21 protein-coding genes are annotated in these 20,428 nt (G+C 67.9%); 7 read left to right on the plus strand and 14 right to left on the minus strand.

Annotated features, from left to right (window positions below):
* Positions 1–37: 37 nt before the first annotated feature.
* Positions 38–427, minus strand: coding sequence for a cell cycle two-component system response regulator CpdR (cpdR, locus tag PFX90_RS00370; protein WP_285709203.1), 390 nt, complete (start codon positions 425–427; stop codon positions 38–40).
* 137 nt (positions 428–564) lie between these two features.
* On the opposite strand from cpdR, the gene PFX90_RS00375 reads away from it, so the two are divergent.
* Positions 565–1,542, plus strand: a complete 978-nt coding sequence (locus PFX90_RS00375; RefSeq protein WP_285709206.1) for an N-formylglutamate amidohydrolase — start codon at positions 565–567, stop codon at positions 1,540–1,542.
* A 69-nt stretch (positions 1,543–1,611) separates the two neighbouring features.
* On the opposite strand, the gene PFX90_RS00380 is transcribed toward PFX90_RS00375, so the two are convergent.
* Entirely contained in the window at positions 1,612–2,406 is a 795-nt protein-coding gene (locus PFX90_RS00380) for a SapC family protein (protein WP_285709208.1), read from the minus strand.
* 111 nt (positions 2,407–2,517) lie between these two features.
* Positions 2,518–3,987: an FAD-binding oxidoreductase gene (locus PFX90_RS00385; RefSeq protein ID WP_285709210.1), complete on the minus strand. Its 1,470-nt coding sequence runs from the start codon at positions 3,985–3,987 to the stop codon at positions 2,518–2,520.
* Between the two features lie 176 nt (positions 3,988–4,163).
* Between PFX90_RS00385 and PFX90_RS00390 the strand changes: the two genes are divergently transcribed.
* From PFX90_RS00390 to PFX90_RS00405, 4 genes are all read left to right on the plus strand, one after another.
* Positions 4,164–4,736, plus strand: coding sequence for a hypothetical protein (locus PFX90_RS00390; protein WP_285709212.1), 573 nt, complete (start codon positions 4,164–4,166; stop codon positions 4,734–4,736).
* A 146-nt stretch (positions 4,737–4,882) separates the two neighbouring features.
* Positions 4,883–6,316: a DEAD/DEAH box helicase gene (locus PFX90_RS00395; protein WP_285709214.1), complete on the plus strand. Its 1,434-nt coding sequence runs from the start codon at positions 4,883–4,885 to the stop codon at positions 6,314–6,316.
* A gap of 11 nt (positions 6,317–6,327) precedes the next feature.
* Positions 6,328–6,873, plus strand: coding sequence for a hypothetical protein (locus PFX90_RS00400; RefSeq protein ID WP_285709216.1), 546 nt, complete (start codon positions 6,328–6,330; stop codon positions 6,871–6,873).
* 61 nt (positions 6,874–6,934) lie between these two features.
* Positions 6,935–7,759 (plus strand): sterol desaturase family protein, encoded by an 825-nt coding sequence (locus PFX90_RS00405; protein WP_285709217.1) that lies wholly within the window; start codon positions 6,935–6,937, stop codon positions 7,757–7,759.
* A gap of 2 nt (positions 7,760–7,761) precedes the next feature.
* On the opposite strand, the gene PFX90_RS00410 is transcribed toward PFX90_RS00405, so the two are convergent.
* Positions 7,762–10,068: an ATP-dependent helicase gene (locus PFX90_RS00410; protein WP_285709221.1), complete on the minus strand. Its 2,307-nt coding sequence runs from the start codon at positions 10,066–10,068 to the stop codon at positions 7,762–7,764.
* Positions 10,069–10,340: 272 nt separating this feature from the next.
* On the opposite strand from PFX90_RS00410, the gene PFX90_RS00415 reads away from it, so the two are divergent.
* Complete coding sequence (locus tag PFX90_RS00415; protein ID WP_285709223.1) at positions 10,341–10,814, plus strand: hypothetical protein; 474 nt, start codon at positions 10,341–10,343, stop codon at positions 10,812–10,814.
* On the opposite strand, the gene rsmD is transcribed toward PFX90_RS00415, so the two are convergent.
* The 3 genes from rsmD to PFX90_RS00430 are packed head-to-tail and all read right to left on the minus strand — an operon-like array spanning position 10,811 to position 13,312.
* Positions 10,811–11,386: a 16S rRNA (guanine(966)-N(2))-methyltransferase RsmD gene (gene rsmD / locus PFX90_RS00420; RefSeq protein WP_285709225.1), complete on the minus strand. Its 576-nt coding sequence runs from the start codon at positions 11,384–11,386 to the stop codon at positions 10,811–10,813. The genes PFX90_RS00415 and rsmD overlap by 4 nt on opposite strands.
* The gene (locus PFX90_RS00425) at positions 11,383–12,162 is read right to left on the minus strand and encodes a pseudouridine synthase (RefSeq protein ID WP_285709227.1); all 780 of its coding nucleotides are present in this window, start codon (positions 12,160–12,162) and stop codon (positions 11,383–11,385) included. Before PFX90_RS00425 ends, rsmD begins: the two co-directional genes overlap by 4 nt.
* Before the next feature lie 19 nt (positions 12,163–12,181).
* On the minus strand, positions 12,182–13,312 hold the full coding sequence (locus PFX90_RS00430) for an aromatic ring-hydroxylating oxygenase subunit alpha (protein WP_285709229.1): 1,131 nt from the start codon (positions 13,310–13,312) through the stop codon (positions 12,182–12,184).
* 101 nt (positions 13,313–13,413) lie between these two features.
* Between PFX90_RS00430 and PFX90_RS00435 the strand changes: the two genes are divergently transcribed.
* Positions 13,414–14,733, plus strand: coding sequence for an AmpG family muropeptide MFS transporter (locus tag PFX90_RS00435; protein ID WP_285709232.1), 1,320 nt, complete (start codon positions 13,414–13,416; stop codon positions 14,731–14,733).
* A gap of 214 nt (positions 14,734–14,947) precedes the next feature.
* On the opposite strand, the gene PFX90_RS00440 is transcribed toward PFX90_RS00435, so the two are convergent.
* The 7 genes from PFX90_RS00440 to PFX90_RS00470 all read right to left on the minus strand — a co-directional run bounded on the left by PFX90_RS00440 (position 14,948) and on the right by PFX90_RS00470 (position 20,380).
* Positions 14,948–16,246, minus strand: coding sequence for a bifunctional folylpolyglutamate synthase/dihydrofolate synthase (locus tag PFX90_RS00440; RefSeq protein ID WP_285709234.1), 1,299 nt, complete (start codon positions 16,244–16,246; stop codon positions 14,948–14,950).
* Between the two features lie 39 nt (positions 16,247–16,285).
* Complete coding sequence (gene accD, locus PFX90_RS00445) at positions 16,286–17,137, minus strand: acetyl-CoA carboxylase, carboxyltransferase subunit beta (protein WP_285709237.1); 852 nt, start codon at positions 17,135–17,137, stop codon at positions 16,286–16,288.
* A gap of 82 nt (positions 17,138–17,219) precedes the next feature.
* On the minus strand, positions 17,220–17,999 hold the full coding sequence (gene trpA, locus PFX90_RS00450; protein ID WP_285709239.1) for a tryptophan synthase subunit alpha: 780 nt from the start codon (positions 17,997–17,999) through the stop codon (positions 17,220–17,222).
* Positions 17,996–18,181, minus strand: coding sequence for a hypothetical protein (locus tag PFX90_RS00455; protein WP_285709241.1), 186 nt, complete (start codon positions 18,179–18,181; stop codon positions 17,996–17,998). Before PFX90_RS00455 ends, trpA begins: the two co-directional genes overlap by 4 nt.
* Positions 18,178–18,540 (minus strand): hypothetical protein, encoded by a 363-nt coding sequence (locus PFX90_RS00460; RefSeq protein ID WP_285709243.1) that lies wholly within the window; start codon positions 18,538–18,540, stop codon positions 18,178–18,180. Before PFX90_RS00460 ends, PFX90_RS00455 begins: the two co-directional genes overlap by 4 nt.
* Positions 18,537–19,751 carry a tryptophan synthase subunit beta gene (gene trpB / locus PFX90_RS00465; protein WP_285709245.1) on the minus strand — a complete coding sequence of 405 codons (1,215 nt, stop codon included), beginning with the start codon at positions 19,749–19,751 and terminating at the stop codon, positions 18,537–18,539. The genes PFX90_RS00460 and trpB overlap by 4 nt, the downstream gene beginning before the upstream one ends.
* Positions 19,748–20,380, minus strand: a complete 633-nt coding sequence (locus tag PFX90_RS00470) for a phosphoribosylanthranilate isomerase (RefSeq protein ID WP_285709247.1) — start codon at positions 20,378–20,380, stop codon at positions 19,748–19,750. The genes trpB and PFX90_RS00470 overlap by 4 nt, the downstream gene beginning before the upstream one ends.
* Positions 20,381–20,428: the final 48 nt, after the last annotated feature.

Here is a 20,428-nt window from a genome sequence, read left to right on the forward strand (position 1 = left end):
CTTTGGAAGGTGCAAGCGATTCGAGCCGCGCAAATCGTCACATACGCGCGGCGTCCGCTTCCTCGAACACACGCTCCACCTCCAGCACCAGATCGCGCAGGTGGAAGGGCTTGGAGAGAACCTTGGCGGCGGGCTGCTCGCGGCTGGCGCGCAGCGAGACCGCGGCAAAGCCGGTGATGAACATCACCTTGGTGCGCGGGGAAATCTCGGCGCAGCGCTGGGCGAGCTCGATCCCGTCCATCTCGGGCATGACGATGTCCGAAAGCAGCAGGTCGAAATCGCCCGTTTCCAGCAGCGGCACGGCATCGGTCCCGCGATCGACTGCGCTCACCTCGTAGCCGGCATTGGTCAGCGCCCGTTCGAGATAGGCGCGCATCGCAGCCTCGTCTTCGGCGAGGAGGATGCGGGGGGTGCGTGTCGCTGTCATGCGCGGGTGTTAGCAGAAGCCGCTTAAGAAATCTTTGTCCGTGTTGCACCGGGCCTTCCGCAGGCGTGCGAGTTGCAGCCGGGACGGGCCGATCAGGCTTTGACAGGCCCGCGCAAACCCGTCAGCAAGGGGCATCCATGTCCACCCCCGAGCGCCCCTCCCGGCCGGGCCCCGCGGCCCAGCGCACCGCCTCCAGCGGCGGCACGGTGCCGGGGCTCGCGGCGGCGCCCGCCTTCACTTTGACCATGCCGCCGCGGCTGCGCCTGCCGGTGCTGGTCGCGGTGCCGCACGCGGGGCGCGCCTATCCGCCCGCGGTCACCGCGCGGATGCGCGATGCGGGGCTGGCGCAGCTCCGGCTCGAGGATCGCCATGTCGACCGGCTCGGCGTCGCCATCGCGCGCGAGACCGGGGCGGCGCTGCTGGTCGCCCATGCGCCGCGCGCGCTGCTCGATCTCAACCGCGCCGAGGACGATATCGACTGGGACATGATCGAGGGCGGGCGCCCGGCCGACATGCCCGCACCCGAGCCCGGCCAGCGCAGCAATGCGCGGGCGAGGAGCGGGCTGGGCCTCGTGCCGCGGCGGCTGCCGGGATCGGGCGAGATCTGGCGCGGGCGGCTCGCACCTGCGGAGCTCGCCGCGCGGATCGAAGGCATCCACCGCGCCTATCACACCGCACTCGAGGAGGCGCTGACGCGGATCTGCGCCGAGTGGGGCGCGGCGCTGCTGGTCGACCTCCATTCCATGCCGCCGCTGCGGGCCGGCGAGGGCGAGGCGCGTGCACCGGTGGTGGTGCTGGGCGACCGCTTCGGCGCCTCGTGCCACAATGCCTTGGTCGCGCGCGGGCTGTCGCATCTGGAGGCGCGCGGCGTCCCCGCGGCGCTCAACCGGCCCTATTCGGGCGGCTATGTGCTCGACCGCCACGGCGCGCCGCGCAGCCGTGTCCATGCGGTGCAGATCGAAGTGTGCCGTGCCGCCTATCTCGACCGGCATCTGGCCGAGCCCGGCGCGGGGCTGCCCGCCATCGCGGCGATGCTCGCCGATCTGGTGCGCGAGCTGGGCGCGGAAGCGGCGCTGCTGGGCGGCGCCGAGGGGCTGCGGCAGGCTGCCGAGTAATCCCCCCCAAATGCAAAACGGGCGGGCGAACCGAAGTCCACCCGCCCGCTTTAACTCATTGCAACCAGATCAGTTCAGCGCCGGAGCGGGCGAGCCGTCGGCGGTCATCGGGATCTTGCCCTGGGCGAGCTGCCGCTCGAAGATCGTGCGCATCAGGTTCAGCGAGAAGAGGTGCGCGTAGATCAGCATCAGCATGCCGTTCTTGGCGAGTTCCTCGAGCGTGGCGGCGGGAAGCTCGCGCAGCTTGTTTTCGTCCACCATGCGGAAGCCGCGATAGATGAAGGGCTTGTCGGGCATGTCGCCGCGGGTGATCGCGATTTCGCCGTCCATCAGGATGTCGAGCTTGGCGAGCTCGTCCATGAACAGCTTGGTGCGCTGGCCGGCTTCCTCGAAGCGGCGGCAGAAATCGAGCACGCCGTTGGTATATTCGGTCGGCGTGCCGTCGGCGTTGAACAGGGCGAGACCCTCTTCGAACTTGCCAAGCAGGCCGGTGCTCGGGTCGAAGCACAGCGACATGTCGTCGCTGCCGGGCTGGAGCTTGGCGAGGATGAAGGGATAGCGGCGCGCATAGGCGGGCAGGTAGATCGGCTCGTTGATCTTGTTGTCGTCGCCCACGAAGGTGTTCACGCCCTCGTTGAGGCCGAACAGCGCGATCGGCAGCGGGCTGTCACCCGAGGTGAAGACGATCGGGAAGTTGCGCTGGGCGTCGACGAATTCGTCCGAGGTCAGCGGGATCGCATGGGTCGAGGCGAGGTATTCGGCGCTCTCGAGGGTTCCGGCCTTCCATTCGACATGGTCGCGGTTGTTGAGCGGCAGAAGGTCCTTGTAGAACAGCGGAAGTTGGGGTTGCGGCGCGCTGGCCATGACGAATTCTCCGAGAAACGGTAGTGGATGATCCCCTCAGCGGAAAATAGTCGTCCCCCGCCGAAAGCGCCGCCCTTAGGGCCTTGCGTTGCCCCGCGCAAGCGGCGGCGATCAGGCGGGGCGGGGCGGGCGAACGAGTTTCCCCGGATTGAGCAGCCCGGCGGGATCGAGCGCCGCCTTGACCCGCGCCATCACCGCGAGCGCGACCGGATCGTGCAGCCGGGCAAGCTCGTCGACCTTCATCTGGCCGATGCCGTGTTCGGCGCTGATCGAGCCGCCCCACTGCGTCACCAGATCATGCACCCGCGCGCTCACCGCCTTGCCATCCGCCTCCTCCCACACGCCCCGCACCGCGCCGGCTGGGGCGAGGACATGGAAGTGGACATTGCCGTCGCCCAGATGCCCGAAGGCGACCGCGCGGGTGCCGGGGAAGGCGGCTTCGACTTGCGGAACGGCGGCAAGGATGAATTCGGGCATGGCCTCGACCGGCACCGAGATGTCGTGCTGCATCGCCGGGCCGAGCGCGCGCTCGGCTGCCGAGATGCCTTCGCGCAAACCCCAGAAGGCCTCGGCCTGGGTGTCGTTGGCGGCGATCACCGCGTCGGCGATCAGCTCCTCCTCGAAAGCCGCGGCGAGGGCGGCTTCGAGTGCCTCGCGCAAGACGGCGCTGTCCTGAGAAGGCGAGACGCATTCGATCAGAGCGTTCCACGCATGGCGCTCGGCTAGGGGCGCGCGGGCGGCGGGTTCATGGGCGAGCACCGAATCGAGACAATGGGCAGGCACCACCTCGAAGCCTTCAAGCGCATCGCCCAGTGCGCGCTCCATCTGCCGCAGCAGCGTCCGCGCCTCGACGATCCCGCCAAGGCCGACCCATGCCGTGGCGCGGCCCGTAGCGGCGGGCAGCAGCCGCAGCGTCGCCGCGGTGACGATGCCGAGCGTGCCTTCCGAGCCGATCAGCAATTGCTTGAGGTCAAAGCCGCGGTTGTCCTTCTTGAGCGGGGTCATCAGGTCGAGCACCTCGCCGGTGGCCAGCACCGCTTCGAGCCCGAGCACCTGTGCGCGCATCGTCCCGTGGCGCAGCACCTGCGTGCCGCCCGCGTTGGTCGAGATCAGCCCGCCGATCGTCGCCGAGCCCTTGCCACCCAGCGTCAGCGGGAAGCGCAAGGCAGCGGCCTCGGCGGCCTCGTGCAGGGTCTGGAGGATCACCCCCGCCTCGCACACCGCCTGACCGCTTTCGGCCGAGACGCTGCGGATCGCGTTCATGCGCCGCAGCGAGAGGATGATCGCGGTGCCGGTGGCATCGGGCGTCGCGCCGCCGGCCATCCCGCTATTGCCGCCCTGCGGGACGATCGGCACGCCGTGGGCGGCGCATAGCCTGACCAGCGCGGCGACCTCGGCGGTCGATGCGGGGGCGGCCAGCGCCAGCGCACGGCCGGTATAGCGCCCGCGCCAGTCGGTCAGCCAGGTGTCGATCCGCTCGGGGTCGGTGGTGAAGCCGCGCTCGCCCAGCAGCGCGCGCGCCTCGGCGATGAAGGTCTCGGCGGAAGGGGCGGGGCGGGGGGGAGAAGCGAGGTGATTCATTGTTGCCTCCATGCCACAGTGGCCGAGGAAATTGCCAATCCTTTCGCGGAATGCTCGCGCGCCAGTTAAGCCATGGTTCAAACGCTGCTGCTAGATGAGGCCACCCGGCCCCGCGCTGCGGCGCGCCCGGCCAGCCTGCCTGATCCGCACCCGCAAGGAGAGAATTTTCCTCGCCCATGCACAGCCTGTTCGCCTTCGCAGCGCCGCTTGCGCTGATGCTGCCGCTGGTGGCCGAAGCGGTGGACGTGGCCGATCCGCCCGCGCCCGCCGGAGAGGCATCGGCGCCGCAATCGGACGCGCCTGCGGTTGAAGAGGGCCCGCGCGAGATCAACCCGCTCCGCGCGCTGCGGCAGTCGTCCTCGGCCAACCAGGTCCGGATCGAGCAGCGGGTGACGATCCGCATCGCGCCTGCGACAGGGGCCGTCCGCCAGAGCCTCAATGCCGATCTCCCGCCCCGCGCCGCGCCCCCGCGCTACGAGGAGCGGGGCAAGGAAAAATGCCTCGGCCTCGGCTCCATCGCCGGAGTGCAGACGGGGAGCGGCAACCGGCTGGTGCTCTTTCTGCGCGATCGCAAGATGATCTCGGTCGGTCTCGAAAAGGCGTGCCGCGCCCGCGACTTCTATGCCGGATTCTATGTCGAGAGGAACAAGGACGGGCAGCTCTGCGTCAGCCGCGACAAGCTGCAATCGCGCACCGGGGCGCGCTGCGAGATCGAGACCATGCGGCAGCTCGTCGAAGTGCGCGGCTGATCCGCGCCGGATGACGGGCGCGTTTCCTTGACTTTTGCCCGCATTTGCGGGAAAGGCGCCCCAGCCTGACGCCGCCGGGGGGTTTGCGTCTGGGCCACCAATCCCGGCAGCACGTCTGCCCGCCATTCTCGGACACCACACACCGCATGACCTTCGCCGATCTCGGCCTTTCGCCCGAATTGCTCAAAGCCGTGGAAGACGCGGGCTATACCACGCCGACCGCGATCCAGGCGCAGGCGATCCCGACCGTGCTGATGATGAAGGACCTCATCGGCATCGCCCAGACGGGGACGGGCAAGACCGCGAGCTTCGTGCTCCCCATGATCGACGTGATGGCCGCCGGCCGCCGCCGCGCGCTGATGCCGCGCTCGCTGATCCTCGAGCCGACGCGCGAGCTTGCCGCGCAGGTCGCCGAGAACTTCGAGAAATACGGCAAGAACCACGATCTCAAGATGGCGCTGCTGATCGGCGGCGTGCAGATGGGCGATCAGCTGAAGGCCTTGAGCGACGGGGTCGACGTGCTGATCGCCACCCCGGGCCGCCTCATGGACCTGTTCGAGCGCGGCAAGATCATGCTCAACGGCTGCGAGCTGCTGGTGATCGACGAGGCCGACCGGATGCTCGACATGGGGTTCATCCCCGATATCGAATTCATCTGCTCCAAGCTTCCCGAAACCCGCCAGACCATGCTGTTCTCGGCCACCATGCCCGCGCCAATCGAGAAGCTGGCCAAGAAATTCCTCAACAACCCCAAGCGCATCGAAACCGCGCGCGCGGCGACCACCAACAAGGACATCACCGCCTTCAAGGTGCCGGTGAAGTCGAAGCAGAAGCGCGAGACCCTGCGCTGGTTCCTCGAGAACGATCTGGTCGAGAACGCGATCATCTTCGCCAACCGCAAGACCACGGTGCGCGAGCTGAACCAGAGCCTCCAGCGCCACGGTTTCCGCTCGGCCGAGATTCACGGCGACATGGATCAGTCGAGCCGGATCAAGGAGCTCGAGCGCTTCAAGGCGGGCGACGTCAATATCCTCGTCGCCTCCGACGTCGCCGCGCGCGGGCTCGACATCAAGGGCGTGTCCCACGTCTTCAACTTCGACACGCCCTGGCACCCGGACGATTACGTCCACCGCATCGGCCGCACGGGCCGCGCCGGCGCCAAGGGGCGGGCTTTCACCTTCGTTGCGGAAGAAGACGCCGAAGCCATTTCCAACGTCGAGAAGCTGACCGGCGCGGCGATCAAGGTGTTCGGCAAGGAAGACCTGCGCGTCGACCTCTCCGAGATTCTCGCCAAAGCCGAAGCCGCCAAGGTGGCCGAGGTCGAAGAGCCCGAGGCCCGCGAGGAACGCAGGCCCCGCCGCGCCCGCGAGGACCGCTCCGAGCGGGACGAGCGCCCCCGCAAGGAACGCCCCCCGCGCGAGGAAGTCCGCGAAGAGCGCCCCCGCCGCGAACGGCCCGAGCGCACCGAACGTGTCGCCGCCGAGCGCAAGCCGCGGCGTTATCACGAGGATGACGCGCCCGTACCCGCCGGCGAATGGAACGGCCCGCGTCCAGGCTTCCTCGACATCGGCTTCGGCTGAACCCTTCCGCGATGGAGGAGTTCGATTACGCCGTCACGCTGTTCGGACTGCTGCTCGGCCTTGCCCTGACCGAGGCCCTTGCGGGGCTCGCCCGGGCGCTCAAATCGCGCAAGCACACGCGGATCGGCTGGTCGACCGCGCTGCTCGGCATTCTGGTCGCCTGCGATGTCGTGACCTTCTGGGTCTATGGCTGGCAGATGCGCCAGTTCGTGACCGCAAGCTGGCCGGTGATGTTCGCCGGCTTCATCGTCACCGGCATCTATTTCGTCGCCGCATCGCTGATCTTCCCCGCCAGTCCGGAGGAGGATCACGAGGCCCATTTCGCGGCCAATTACCGCTTCGTGCTGGCAGGCGTGCTGGTGTGCAACATGGCGCTGATCGCGTGGGTGGCGAGCATCGTCGGCACCGGCAACCTCTTCGGCGCGCGCCAGATCGTCATCACCTGGTCGCTGATCCCGGCGACGCTTGTCGCGATCTTCGCGCGCGAGCGGGGGATCGTGCTGGGCTGCATCTGCTGGCTGATCGCGCTCTATCCGCTCTCGCTGGTATGGACCTGAGCGGTCTGCCGCGCCTGCGTGCTTAACCATTTCTTGGACGATCCGGGCGTAATCCGCCGCTGTGATCGACACCATTCTCGAAACCTTGCGCACGGAGTTCGCCAATCTCGCCTCGCTGGCGGTGGTGTTCGGCGTGCTCGCCTATGTCACCAAGCGCCACGCGGTGGTTGACCACATCAAGCGCGCGCGGCCCGAGATCGTCACCAATATCATCCTTCTGGCTGTCAATGCGCTGGTGGTGGTGCCGCTGATCGCGGTGCCGATCCTCACCGGCCACTCGCTGCTGCCGCGCGCCGAGGTGCTTGTGCGTTTCTGGGAGGGGCTGCCCGGGGTGGTCCCGATCATCGCCGGCATCGCCTTCATGGAATTCGCCGCCTATTGGCGCCACCGGCTCGAGCATGTGCCGATGCTGTGGCCGGTCCACGCCACGCACCACGCCGACGAGGCGATGAACTGGCTGAGCGTGCGCCGCAAGCACCCCTTCGGCGAGGCGCTGGCGCTGCTGATCGACAATCTAGTGGTGATCCTGCTCGGGTTGCCCTACTGGGCGATCGGCGTCGGCCTGCTCATCCGCAGCTGGTGGGGCTATTTCATCCATGCCGACGTGCCCTGGACGCTGGGGATCTTCGGCAAGGTGCTCATCTCGCCCGCCGCGCACCGCCTGCACCACATCCGCGACGAGGAACTGATGGGCAGCAATTTCGGCAACATGCTGACGCTGTGGGACAAGGTGTTCGGCACCTATGTCGACCCGGCTCCTTACGTGAACTGCGAGACCGGCATCGCCGAGGGCACGCGCGACGCCTGGGGCGAACTCGCCCGGCCGTTCGAGGCGCGCTACTGGAAAAAGCCCGAAGCCCAGCCGACCGAGCAGCCTGCGGGCTGAGGTCAGCCCACTACCGTCACGAACGAATCCAGCACCCGCTTCTCGCCCGCCTCCTCGAACAGGATGGTGAGCTTGTTGCCTTCCTGATCGATCACGCAGCCCGTGCCAAACTTGGTGTGGGTGACCATCGCACCGATGGCGATGTCGGAGCGTGCCGGGGCGGCGAAGCTGGCCGCTGACCGCGTGCTTTCGGGGATGCGTGCGGGTCGCGAGTCGTAACCGCTGGCGATGGCGCGCTGCCAGCCGGGGCCGCGCTGCTGGGCGCGGTCAGGGCGATTTTGCGCGACGTGGGCGAAGGGATCCTCCTGCTCGCTCCAGTTCGCCCGCCACAGCGATGCGCCGCCGGTGAGCGTGGTCTCGCTCTCGATATGCTCCGCCGGCAGTTCGTCGATGAAGCGCGAGGGGATGCTGCTGGTCCACTGGCCGTAGATCCGGCGGTTGGCCGCGTGGAGAATGGTGCAATGCCGCCGCGCGCGGGTGATCGCCACGTAGGCGAGGCGGCGTTCCTCTTCGAGTGACGCCAGCCCCCCCTCGTCGATCGCGCGCTGCGAGGGGAAGACGCCTTCCTCCCAGCCGACGCAGAAGACATTGTCGAACTCGAGGCCCTTGGCGGCGTGGATCGTCATGATCGTCACCGTCTCGCCCTCGTTAGCGCGGTCATTGTCCATGACGAGGCTGACGTGCTCGAGGAAATCGCCGAGGGTGAGGTATTCCTCCATCGCGCGCGCGAGTTCCGAGAGGTTCTCCGCGCGCCCCGCGCTTTCGGGCGAGCGGTCGGCGGCGAGCATGGCGTTGTAGCCGCTCTCTTCCATCACCAGCCGGAGGAGATCGGCGGGCGAGAGCGTCTCGGCCTGCTCGCGCCAGTGCAGGAACTGGCGCATCAGCCCGCCGATGGTGATCGCGGCGCGCTTGGGCAGCTCGTCGCTGTCGGCCAGTTGCAGCGCGGCCGCTGCCAGCGGCAGGCCGGTGCGGCGCGCGTGGGAGTGCATCGCCTCCAGCGCCTTGGCCCCTAGGCCGCGCTTGGGCTGGTTGTGAATCCGCTCAAACGCCAGATCGTCCTGCGGCTGCGCGATCAGGCGCAGATAGGCGAGCGCATCGCGGATCTCGGCACGCTCGTAGAAGCGGAAGCCCCCGATGATGCGGTAGGCGATGCCGATCTGGATGAAGCGGTCCTCGAACTCGCGCGTCTGGTACTGCGCACGCACGAGGATGGCGACCTGATCGAGTCCGGCGCCTTCGCGCTCCAAGCGCTCGATCGCCTCGCCGACGCGGCGCGCTTCCTCGGGCGCGTCCCATACGCCGATGACCTTGACCTTCTCGCCGCCATTGACCTCGGTCCACAGGGTCTTGTCGTGGCGCTGGCTGTTCTCGCGGATGAGGCCCGAAGCCGCGCCGAGGATATGGGGGGTGGAGCGGTAGTTCTGTTCCAGCCGGATCACTTCCGCGCCCGGGAAATCCTTCTCGAACCTGAGGATATTGGCGACCTCCGCCCCGCGCCAGGAATAGATCGACTGGTCGTCATCCCCCACCACGCAGATGTTCTTGTGCCCCTGCGCGAGCAAGCGCAGCCACAGATACTGGACCGCATTGGTGTCCTGATATTCGTCCACCATGATGTAGCGGAAGCGGCGCTGGTAATCGGCGAGGATGTCGTGGTGCGTCTTGAGGATCGTCACCATGTGCAGCATCAGATCGCCGAAATCGCAGGCGTTCAATTGCTTCAGCCGCTCCTGATAGCGGGTGTAGAGCGCGGTGCCCTTGCCATTGGCGTAGGCCTCGTTCTCCACCGCATCGAGATCGGCGGGGCCGAGGCCGCGGTTTTTCCAGCGGTCGATCAGGCCGGCAAGCTGGCGCGCGGGCCAGCGCTTCTCGTCAAGTTCGGCCTCGGTGATGAGCTGCTTGAGCAGGCGCAGCTGATCGTCGGTGTCGATGATCGTGTAATTGTGCTGGAGCCCGACAAGCTCCGCATGGCGGCGCAGCATCTTGGCGCAGATCGAGTGGAATGTGCCGAGCCACGGCAGCCCCTCGGCCTGCGGGCCAAGGTGATGCGTCACACGCTCCTTCATCTCGCGCGCGGCCTTGTTGGTGAAGGTGACGCACAGGATCTGCGAAGGGTAAGCGCGCCCCGTCGCCACCAGATGCGCAAGGCGCGCCGTGAGCGCGGCGGTCTTGCCGGTGCCCGCGCCTGCGAGCATCAGCACCGGGCCTTCCGTGGCGAGGACGGCAGCGCGCTGCGGCGGGTTCAGCCGCGCGGCATAGGCAGGCACCGACTCGGGCGGAGCAGCGGGGGAGGGCAGGGGGTTGCTCATTGTCTCATGCGAACAGGTAGGGAACAATTGCGCGGGGAGCAAGCCGCGAGACGCAGGCGCTCACAGGCTTGCGACAGGCTGAAATTCGGCCTGCCGCTTTTTCGTCACATTTGCCGCCCGGGCGGGGCGCGGGCGGGACGCACAGGGCGGCGTGCGATTGCTCCGCCGCGGGTGGGCCCCATATTGAAGAGGTCCGGTTCGTGAGGGGTCATGCGGCCGGGACACACGTTTCGCGTTCGTCGTGCTTGGGTCAGTCAATGATGGAGTTACCCATGCACAAGTCTTTCAAAACCCTCGCCACGGCCGCTTCGGCCCTGGCCCTCGCCATGACCGGCACGCTGGCCGGCGCGCAGGAGCAGATGCCGGATACGGCTCCGGGCGAGTCCACCCAGACCACGCCCACCGAGACCACGCCGCCCTCGATGCCGGACACCACACCGTCAACCGAGCAGGAGTGGGACAAGAACACGCCCACCAACACGCCTGACGCACCGGCGACCACCACCGCCACGCCGACGACCGATCAGGATGCGATGATGCAGTCTTGGCCCGCCGACCGTCAGGCCGGTTACAAGGCCTGGCCGGCCGAGACCCAGACCTATTTCTGGTCGCTCAATCCGCAGCGTCAGGAGATCTTCTGGGCCCTGTCGGACAGCGACAAGGTCACGCTCAGCAAGATGCCCGAGGCGCAGCGCGAATCGACGTGGGCGCAGATCGAATCCCGGGTCACCCCGCCGCGCGGTTAAGCGGCCTGATCGGGATCGAGGTCGGGGGAAGCATCCAGCCGCAAGAGGTGGAGCTTCCCCTTGCCGACCTTGCGTTCGCTCTCGGTCACCAGCCCCTTGATCGCGACGTCCTCGTTGAACGCGGTCTCGAGCGCGATCCAAGTCTCGGGGCCGATCCAGCCGAGGCGCAGCAGCCTGTCGAGCGCAACCTCGCCCGCGCCTGAACGGTAGGGCGGATCGGCGAGGATCAGGTCGAGCGGCTTTGCGACCGCACGCAGCGCCATCACCGACCCCGCCTCGACCCGCGCCCGCATGCCAGCGCCAAGCGCTGCGACATTGGCGCGGATCACATCGACCGCCACGCGGTCCTGCTCGACGAACAGGCAGCTTTCCGCCCCGCGCGACAGGGCCTCCAATCCCAATGCGCCAGAGCCTGCGAAGAGGTCGGCGACCTGCAATCCCTCGAAATCGCCAAGCCGGCTGGTCAGCATCGCGAACAGCGTCTCGCGCGCGCGGTCAGCCGTGGGCCGCGTGCCGTCACCCTTCGGCGCGGCGAGTTTGCGCCCGCGCCATTCCCCGGCGATGATCCTCACTTGAGCGGGCCTTTCGCCAGCTCCGCCAGGAAGCGGTCGACCGGCTTGCCCGTCAGCTCCACCGCCTGGCCCCGCGGCAGATCGCCGAGATTGAACGGGCCGTAGCCGACCCGGATCAGCCGGTTCACCTGCAATCCCAGATGTTCGAGCACCCGGCGCACCTCGCGGTTCTTGCCCTCGGTGATGGTCATCTCGATCCACAGATTGCGCCCGCTCGAGCGTTCGAGATTGGCGTCGATCGAGCCGTAGCGCATCCCGTCGATCTCGACGCCCTCGATCAGCTCTTCCAGTTGCTGCTGCGACACATCGCCGAAAGCGCGGGCGCGATAGGTGCGCGGCACGCGGCTGGCGGGCAGTTCGAGCGTCCGCTTGACCGCGCCGTCATTGGTGAGCAGCAGCAGCCCCTCGGTGTTGAGGTCGAGCCGCCCGACCGGCATCACCCGTCCGGCATTCTTGGGCAAGGCGTTCCTGAGCGCGGTGTAGATCGTCGGGCGCCCCGCCGGATCGCGCTCGGCGGTGATGAGGCCGGTGGGCTTGTGGAAAGCGAACAGCCGGGTCGCCTCGGCCGCGCCGACCGGCTTGCCGTCGACCGTCACGCCCCTGAGGCTCGACAGGATCGTCGCGGGCGTCTCCAGCACCTTGCCGTCGAGCGCCACGCGCCCCTCGGCGATCATCCGCTCGACCTCGCGGCGGCTGGCGACACCGGCGCGGGCGAGCAGCTTGGCGATACGGTCGCCCTCGGGGCGGTTTTCGGAGCGGGGGGGCTGGGTGGGCATGGGGGCCGCGCCTAGGGCCTCAGCCCGCCGCCCGCAAGGCTTCGCTCACGATCTGGTCGAACCGCGCGATCCCGCCTTCGAGCGTGCCGAGGGTGATGTGCTCCACCGCGCCGGATGAAAGCCCCTGCTGGCCGAGCTCCGCCGCGCGGAAGTCCTCGGAGGCGAAGACGCCCCCGTCGAGCAGATTCCAGCTCTTCTCCCAATGCGCCAGCGCCTTTTCGGTGGCGGGTGCCTCGGGGATCAGCATGAAGTCCTCGACCAGCGTCAGATCCGCTGCTTGCGGCATGAGCACCATCACGTTGACGTAATCGGGGCTGGGCACGATCACCGTCGCGGGGAGCAGCTGGTAGGCGAAGGTCACCACTCGCCTGAGGCTCGCCATGTCGGTGAGGTCGACGCCCTCCATCTCCTCGAGCCGCCCGACCGCGGAGCGCTGGTGCGGACCGATCTGGTCGCCTGCGGTGATCCCGTCCTTGAAGAAGGGGCCGATGGTCGCAGCGTGGAGGCGGGTGACGTGGTAGCTCTCGAGGAAGGCATCCATGATGAGCTTCCAGTTGCCCTTGACCGTGTGGAGCTTGCGCCGGAACAGGTGCGCGCCCGCAAGGCCGAAGGCGTCGAAGTCGCTGCCCAATTCCTGTGCAGCGCTGAAGTCCGCACCTTGCGCGGGTGCAAACCAAATCAGGCCGCCTGCCTCAAGACTGGGCAGCTCGACGAGTCCGTAATCCGCCTTGTCGAGCCCCGGAAAGGTCTCGGGCCGGGGCAGGGCGAGCAATCCGCCATCCAGCCGGTAAGTCCAGGCGTGATAGGGGCACACCAGCCGCTTGGCGCACTGGACTTCGCTGCCCTCGACCAGCCGCGTGCCGCGATGGCGGCAGACGTTGAGAAAGACGTGGGCCTTGCCCTCGGCGTCGCGGGTGATCAGCAGCGGACGTCCCGTCGCGTCGTGCGGCACCGCCATGCCGGGCTCGGGCAGCAGCGCGGAGGGGCAGATCACCTGCGGCAGGCGATCGAACAGTGCCGCCTTCTCGCGCGCGAAGTGGTCGGGGCAGGTGTAGTTCTTTGCCGACACCATCTGGATCCCACCCGCGACCTTGGCGCGGCCCTCCCGAATCGCCTCGGCGAGAGCGAGCTGGCCGGGTGTGGGCGACAATCGGGGTAAATCTGTTGTGGCAGCGTTCATCGCTCTTTTCTCATCCTCTCGTCCGTGCTGAGTGTGCCAGACATCGGGATCAAGCAAAAGGACAAGTGCGCATGGACGAGACCGCAGCCGCCCCGCAGCAGGGCTGGGTGGGCGCGATCAAGCCCTACCTCGAGAAGGAATCGCTCGCCGCCTTCTTCCTTGGCGTGTCCTCGGGCTTTCCCTATGCGCTGATCGGCGCGACGCTCACCAGCCGCCTCGCGCAGGACGGGATCGACAAGAAGACCGTAACCGCCTTCACGCTGGTGTTCCTCGCCTACAACTTCAAGTTCCTGTGGGCGTGGATCATCGACGGGGTGCGCCTGCCCGTGATCGGCGCGCTCGGCCAGCGGGTCTCGTGGATGCTGCTGACCGGGCTTGCGGTGATCGCGGCGGTGGTCAACCTCGCCCTCGTGGACCCTGCCGCGAATATCGGCTGGGTGGCGACCTCGGCGATCCTCGTCGGCATCGCGGGGGCGACCTTCGACATCGTGATCGACGCCTACCGGATCGAGACCCTGAAGCCCGAGCAGCTCGGCGTCGGGTCGGGCATGACGCAATATGGCTGGCGGATCGGCTCGGCGGGTGCGGGCGCCTTGGCGCTCGTGGTGGCGGCGCGCGCGGGGTGGGAGGTGGCCTACATGGCCTGCGCCGCCTTCGCGCTGCCCGCGATGCTCACCGCGCTGGTGCTCGGCGAGCCCGCCCGCCGCCGCGTCGTGACCCGCGCCAAGGGGCTGGGCGAGGCCCTGCGCGCAGTCTACGGGCCCTTCACCGAGTTCTTCATGAGGAAGGGCGCGCTGCTCGTCCTGCTGTTCATCCTGCTCCACAAGATCGGCGACACGCTCGCGAACCTCACCGTGCGCCTGCTGCTCGACGACAAGGGCTACACCAATGACGAGATCGCGCTCTACGATGTGGGCGTGGGCTTCTGGGCCTTCCTGATCGGGATCTTCATCGGCGGGGTGCTCTACACAAGGCTCGGGATGAAGCGATCGGTGCTGCTGAGCCTCGTCCTGATGGGCGTCTCCAACTTCAGCTTCGCGCTGCTGGCGCTGGCGGACAAGACCAATGCGGGCCTTGCCGCGACCTTCCTGTTCGAGAATGTCGCGAGCGGCATCGGGGGGGTGACGGTGGTCGCCTATTTCGCCGCGCTGACCGACCTGCGCTTCACCGCCTCGCAATATGCGCTGATCTCGGCGGCGGCGAGCATTGTCGGCCGGGTGCTGACCGGCACCACCGCGGGCGCGCTGGTGGAGAGCTTCGGCTACGTCAACTTCTACCTCTTCACCACGGCCGCGGCGCTGCCGGGGATCGTCCTGTTCTGGCTGATGATGCGCGCCGGGTTGATCGACGCCTCGATCGGGACAGCGGGGACGGAGAGCGGCGAGGGCTGAGCGCGAGACGAAGTTCACGAAGTTCACATTGCAAATTGCGCAATCCTACAGGAATTCGGCTCTATTTCCCGTGGGTTGCTCCACAAATGCGAAGTTCACACATCGCGCGGCGTTGATCGCGTTCCGGGCGCGCTTTCTGGGGGGGGCTACGATGCGAAAGAGCAGCGTCGCTTCTACCGCGCCCTTGCGGTGTAGGAAAATGCTCTGAGTGGTATCAGTCCGGCAACTCGTCATTGAGCCGCAGCACCTCGCCCGCGAGGTAGAGCGAGCCTGCGATGAGGATGGGATAATCGTCGCCGGGGATGTGCAGCAGCGCGTCCTCGATATTGGCGGCGGCCCGCGCATCGGGGCCGAAGGCGCTGACCGGGTGATGGTCGTGCCCGGGCACCGGCACCACGGTCAGCGAGCGGATGCGGCCCGCCAGCGGATCGATGATCGCGCGCGGGTCCTTGCCTTCGATCATGCCGATGACGAGGTGAAGCGGCCCATCGAAATGCGCGGCGATGGCAGCGCCCGCGCTGGGGTTGTGCCCGCCGTCGAGCCAGACCGTCTGGCTGACGAGTGCGGTCAGCGGGCCCTCGCCGAGACGCTGCATCCGGGCGGGCCAGCGGGCGGCGCTGGCGCCCGCAGCAATGGCCTCGGGCGAGATCGCCACCCGGTCCTGCACCAGCAGCATCGACAGGGCGAGGGCGAGGTTCGCCGCTTGATGCTCGCCCGGCAACGCGGGGCGAAGAGTCAGGGTGTTGTCCCAATCCGGCAGGTAGTGGACCTCGTCGCCGGTGACATAGCTATTGGCGAAGCCCTCAAGCAGTTTCGCCCCGGCGCGGTCCGCAACGGCGCGGATCGCCGCTTGCGCCTCGGGTGGATAGGTCTCGTGCATCGTCACCAGCGGCACGCTGCGCTTGGCGATTCCGGCCTTCTCGAAGGCGATCCGCGCCATCGGCTCGGTCGGCACGCCGTCCTCGGGCGCGAGGAGGAAGCGTTCGTGGTCGAGGCCGAGCGCGGCGATCCCGCAGGCGGCGAGCGCCTCGGGCTCAAGCACATTGGTCGCATCGAAGCGCCCGCCCATGCCGACTTCGACCACGCAGACGTCCGCAGGCGTGCGGCTGAAGGCGAGGAAGGCGGCGGCGATGGTGACTTCGAAGAAGCTGGGGCCGAGGTCCTCGCCCGCGTCGAGCACTTCTTCGAGGACGTCCGCCAGCATCTCGTCCGAGATCAGCTCGCCCGCCAGCCGGATGCGCTCGTTGTAGCGCACAAGGTGGGGGGAGGTGGTGACGTGAACTTTGTAGCCTTGCGCCTCCAGCATCGCGCGCAGGAAGGCGCAGGTGGAGCCCTTGCCGTTGGTGCCCGCGACATGGAACACTGGCGGCAGCTTGCGGTGGGGGTTGCCGAGGCGCTCCATCAGGGCGCGGATCGTCTCCAGCCCGAGGCGCCCCTGCGGCAGGCTCAGCGCGGCGAGGCGGTCAAGCTGGGCCTGGACGCGCGGGTCGTCGGATTTGCCGAAGTCTCTCATGCCCACTCCCGGCCCCTCCCGCAGGCGGGAGGGGAGAGCTTACGCCGCCTTCACAGGCGCCAGGTAATCCAGCACGCTCGCCAGCGTCGCCTTCAGCTCGTGGCGGGGCACAACCATGTCGACCATGCCGTGCTTGTGGAGATATTCGGCGCGCTGGAAGCCTTCGGGGAGCTGCTCGCGGATCGTGTCCTGGATCACGCGCTGGCCGGCAAAGCCGATCAGCGCGCCGGGCTCGGCGATGTGGATGTCGCCGAGCATGGCGTAGCTCGCGGTGACGCCGCCGGTGGTGGGGTCGGAGAGGATCACGATATAGGGCAACCCGGCCTGCTTCAGCCGCCGTGTCATCACGGTCGCGCGGGGCATCTGCATCAGGGAGAGAATCCCCTCCTGCATCCGCGCGCCGCCCGCCGCCGTCACCACGACATAGGCGCACTTGCGATCAAGCGCCTTCTGCGCGCCGTTGCAGAAGGCCTGTCCCACGGCCATCCCCATCGAGCCGCCCATGAAGCTGAAGTCCTGCACGCCGACCACCGCCGGCTGCGCGTCGATGAAGCCCGATCCGACCACGAAGGCATCCTCATGCGGGTTCGCGGCGCGTGCGGCCTTCAAGCGGTCAGTGTATTTCTTGGTGTCCTTGAACTGGAGCGGGTCTTCGGTGACCTTGGGGAGGGGAAGCACCTCGAAGCCTTCGTCAAGCAGCAGCGCAAGCCGCGCGTCGGCGCCGATACGGCCGTGATGCTCGCACTTGGGGCAGACGCTGAGGTTCGCCTCGTAATCGGCGACGAACAGCATCTCCTGACACGAGGGGCACTTGACCCACAGGTCTTTCTCGGTGGTCTTCTTCTCCTGGGAGAAGCCCAGCGAATTGCGGACGCGGTTGAACCAGTTCATGGGTAAGTCCTTAGCCGGGTTTCCCCGTTATTGCGAGATGTGCGGGCAGTAGAGCAATCCACAGGATGGCGTTGCAGTTCCCTCAGCGGGCCGAATGCACCGCCTCTGCGAGCGCCTTGGTCAGGGTCTTGAGGTGCTGCGGAGCCTCGGCCCCATACTGGCCGCAGATCTCCACCAGCGCGGAGCCGACCACCACGCCGTCGGCGACCTTGGCGATTTCCGCCGCCTGCTCGGGCGTGCGCACCCCGAAGCCGACCGCGACCGGGATGGCGGTCGATTGCTTGATGCGCGCGACGTTCTCTTCGATCGAGGCGATCTGCGCCTGCTGCTTGCCGGTGATCCCGGCAACCGAGACGTAATAGAGGAAGCCCTCGCTCCCCTCGAGCACCTGCGGCAGGCGCGCGGCGTCGGTGGTGGGGGTGGCGAGGCGGATCGGGGCGATGCCTTTCGCGCGCAGGGCCGGGCCGAGCGCGTCGTCCTCCTCGGGCGGAATGTCGACGCAGATGACGCCGTCGACGCCTGCCGCTGCGGCCGCCTCGGCGAACCACTCGGGGCCGCGGCGCACCATCGGGTTGGCATAGCCCATCAGCACCAGCGGCACGTTCGGGTGCCGCGCGCGGAAGTCGGTGGCGTAGCGCAGCACGTCCGCCGTCGTGGTGCCCGCGCCCAGCGAGCGCAGATTGGCGCTCTGGATCGCGGGGCCATCGGCCATCGGATCGGTGAAGGGCATGCCCAGCTCGATCACATCCGCCCCGGCTTCCACCAGCGCGTCGAGATTGGCCGCCGTGTCGCCGTCGCCTGCGGTGATGAAGCAGACGAGCGCGGGGCGGGGCTGGGCGAAGGTGGTGGTGAGGCGGGTCATTTCGGCTCGCGATAGGCTTTGAAGAACAGGAAGAGGGCGAGGGCGACGAGGGCATAGCCGCCGTAGAACAGCGCTTCGGACGGGGCGGAATAAAGCGGCAGGGTCTCCATGCCTTGAAAGCAGCCCCATGCTGCAAGGGTGGCGAGCACGCCTGCCCACTGGAAGCGGTTACGGCGGGTCATATGCGCTTTCGATAGGCGGTGACATAGAAACTGAGCACAATCGCCGTGACGGCTGCAAGTCCGACGCTCTCCATCGCCGAGAAGGACGATGGAAGGGCGAGGCGAGCCAGCAAGGTCGTGGCGACCATGAAAGCGATCAGAAGAGGCGCGCGCTTCATCGCCTCCAACGGACGAATCTGGACAGCCCCCGTCATCAAGCGGGCTGCACCGCTGACCACAACCATGAGCGCACCAGTCCCGGCAATGGCTGCCGGAACGAAGAAAGCCGCCGATGGCTGAGGCAGTGCATAGCGCAGGATCAGGGCCGGCACCCATCCCAGGAAAAACAGGATTGTGCCGATGTCCCCAAGTCGCTTCAAAGCTCCACCCCCAGACGCTCCGCGACCGTGAAGATGTCCTTGTCGCCGCGACCGCACAGGTTGGCGAGGATGATGCTGTCCTTGGGCATGGTCGGCGCGACCTTCTTCACCGCCGCAATCGCGTGCGAAGGCTCCAGCGCGGGGATGATCCCCTCGGTCGCGCAGAGCAGCTGGAAGGCGTCCAGCGCCTCCTCGTCGGTGACGGCGGTGTAATCGACGCGGCCGCTCTCCTTGAGCCACGCGTGCTCCGGCCCGATCCCGGGGTAATCGAGACCGGCGCTGATCGAGTGGCCCTCGGTGATCTGACCGTCCGCGTCCTGCAACAGATAGGTGCGGTTGCCGTGGAGCACGCCGGGGGAGCCGCCGAGGAGGCTCGCGGCGTGTTCGTCGCCATCAAGGCCGTGGCCTGCCGCTTCGACGCCGAGCATCTTCACGCTCGGGTCATCGAGGAAGGGATGGAACAGCCCCAGCGCGTTCGACCCGCCGCCGATCGCCGCGACCAGCAGATCGGGCAGGCGTCCCGTCCGCGCGAGCATCTGGGCGCGGGCTTCCTTGCCGATCACGCTCTGGAAGTTGCGGACCATCTCGGGGTAGGGGTGCGGGCCTGCCGCGGTGCCGATGATGTAGAAGGTGTCGTGGACATTGGCGACCCAGTCGCGCAGGCCCTCGTTCATCGCGTCCTTCAAGGTCGCCCCGCCGCTGGTGACGGGGATCACCTCGGCGCCCAGCAGCTTCATGCGGAACACATTGGGCGACTGGCGCTTCACGTCCTCGGCGCCCATGTAGATCACACATGGCAGGCCAAAGCGCGCGCAGACCGTCGCGGTCGCCACCCCGTGCTGGCCCGCGCCGGTCTCGGCGATGATGCGGGTCTTGCCCATCCGGATCGCGAGCAGGATCTGGCCGATGCAGTTGTTGATCTTGTGCGCGCCGGTGTGATTGAGCTCGTCGCGCTTGAACCACACCTGCGCGCCGCCGAGTTCTTCCGTGAGGCGCGGCGCGAAATAGAGCGGGCTCGGGCGGCCAACGTAGTGCTCGAGCAGATCGTCGAACTCCGCCTGAAACGCCGGGTCGGCTTGCGCCTTGCGATATTCGCGCTCGAGATCGAGCACCAGCGGCATCAGCGTCTCGGCGACATAGCGCCCGCCGAACTGGCCGAAATGGCCGCGTTCGTCCGGCAGGTTGCGGAAGGAGTTGAGGGGCGTGTTCATAGCCGCGCGGCTTTGCAGAAGGCGGCGATCTTGTCCACGTCCTTGATGCCCGGGCCGCGCTCGACACCGGAGGAGGTGTCGACCAAGGGCGCGCCGGTAAGGCGGATGGCCTCGGCGACATTGGCGGGGGTGAGCCCGCCCGCAAGGCCCCAGGCGAGCGGGGCGTGCCAGCCGGAGAGCAGGCTCCAGTCGAAGGCCGTGCCATTGCCGCCGGGCAGCGCGCTTGCGGGGGCATCGAGCAGCACGCGGTCTGCCGCACCGCGGAAGGCCGCGACCTTGGCGAGGCTCTCGGCATCACGCACGGCCAGCGCGCGCCATGCCTCGCGTCCCGTCTCGGCGCGGAAGCGGGCGAGGGTGTCGGGGGTCTCGGCGCCGTGGAACTGGACGACGTCGGGCGCGATGGTGCGCACCGCCTCGGCCAGCAGTGCGGCATCGGGGTTCACCAGCAGCAGCACCGCCTTGACGTGCCCCGGCACCTGCCGCCGCAGCGCCGCTGCTTCGGCAAGGCCGAGATGGCGCGGGCTCTTGGCAAAATGGACAAAGCCGACATGACTCGCCCCCGCGCCGACCGCCGCGGCGAGGGTTTCCGGGGTCTTCAACCCGCAGATCTTGACGAGCGTGCCAGCCATGCGGCGGGCCTTACGCCGCCGCGCGCGCGGCGTGAAGCGCGAAGTGCT

This window comes from Erythrobacter oryzae (genome assembly GCF_030271515.1).
Classification (GTDB): Bacteria; Pseudomonadota; Alphaproteobacteria; order Sphingomonadales; family Sphingomonadaceae; genus Erythrobacter; species Erythrobacter oryzae.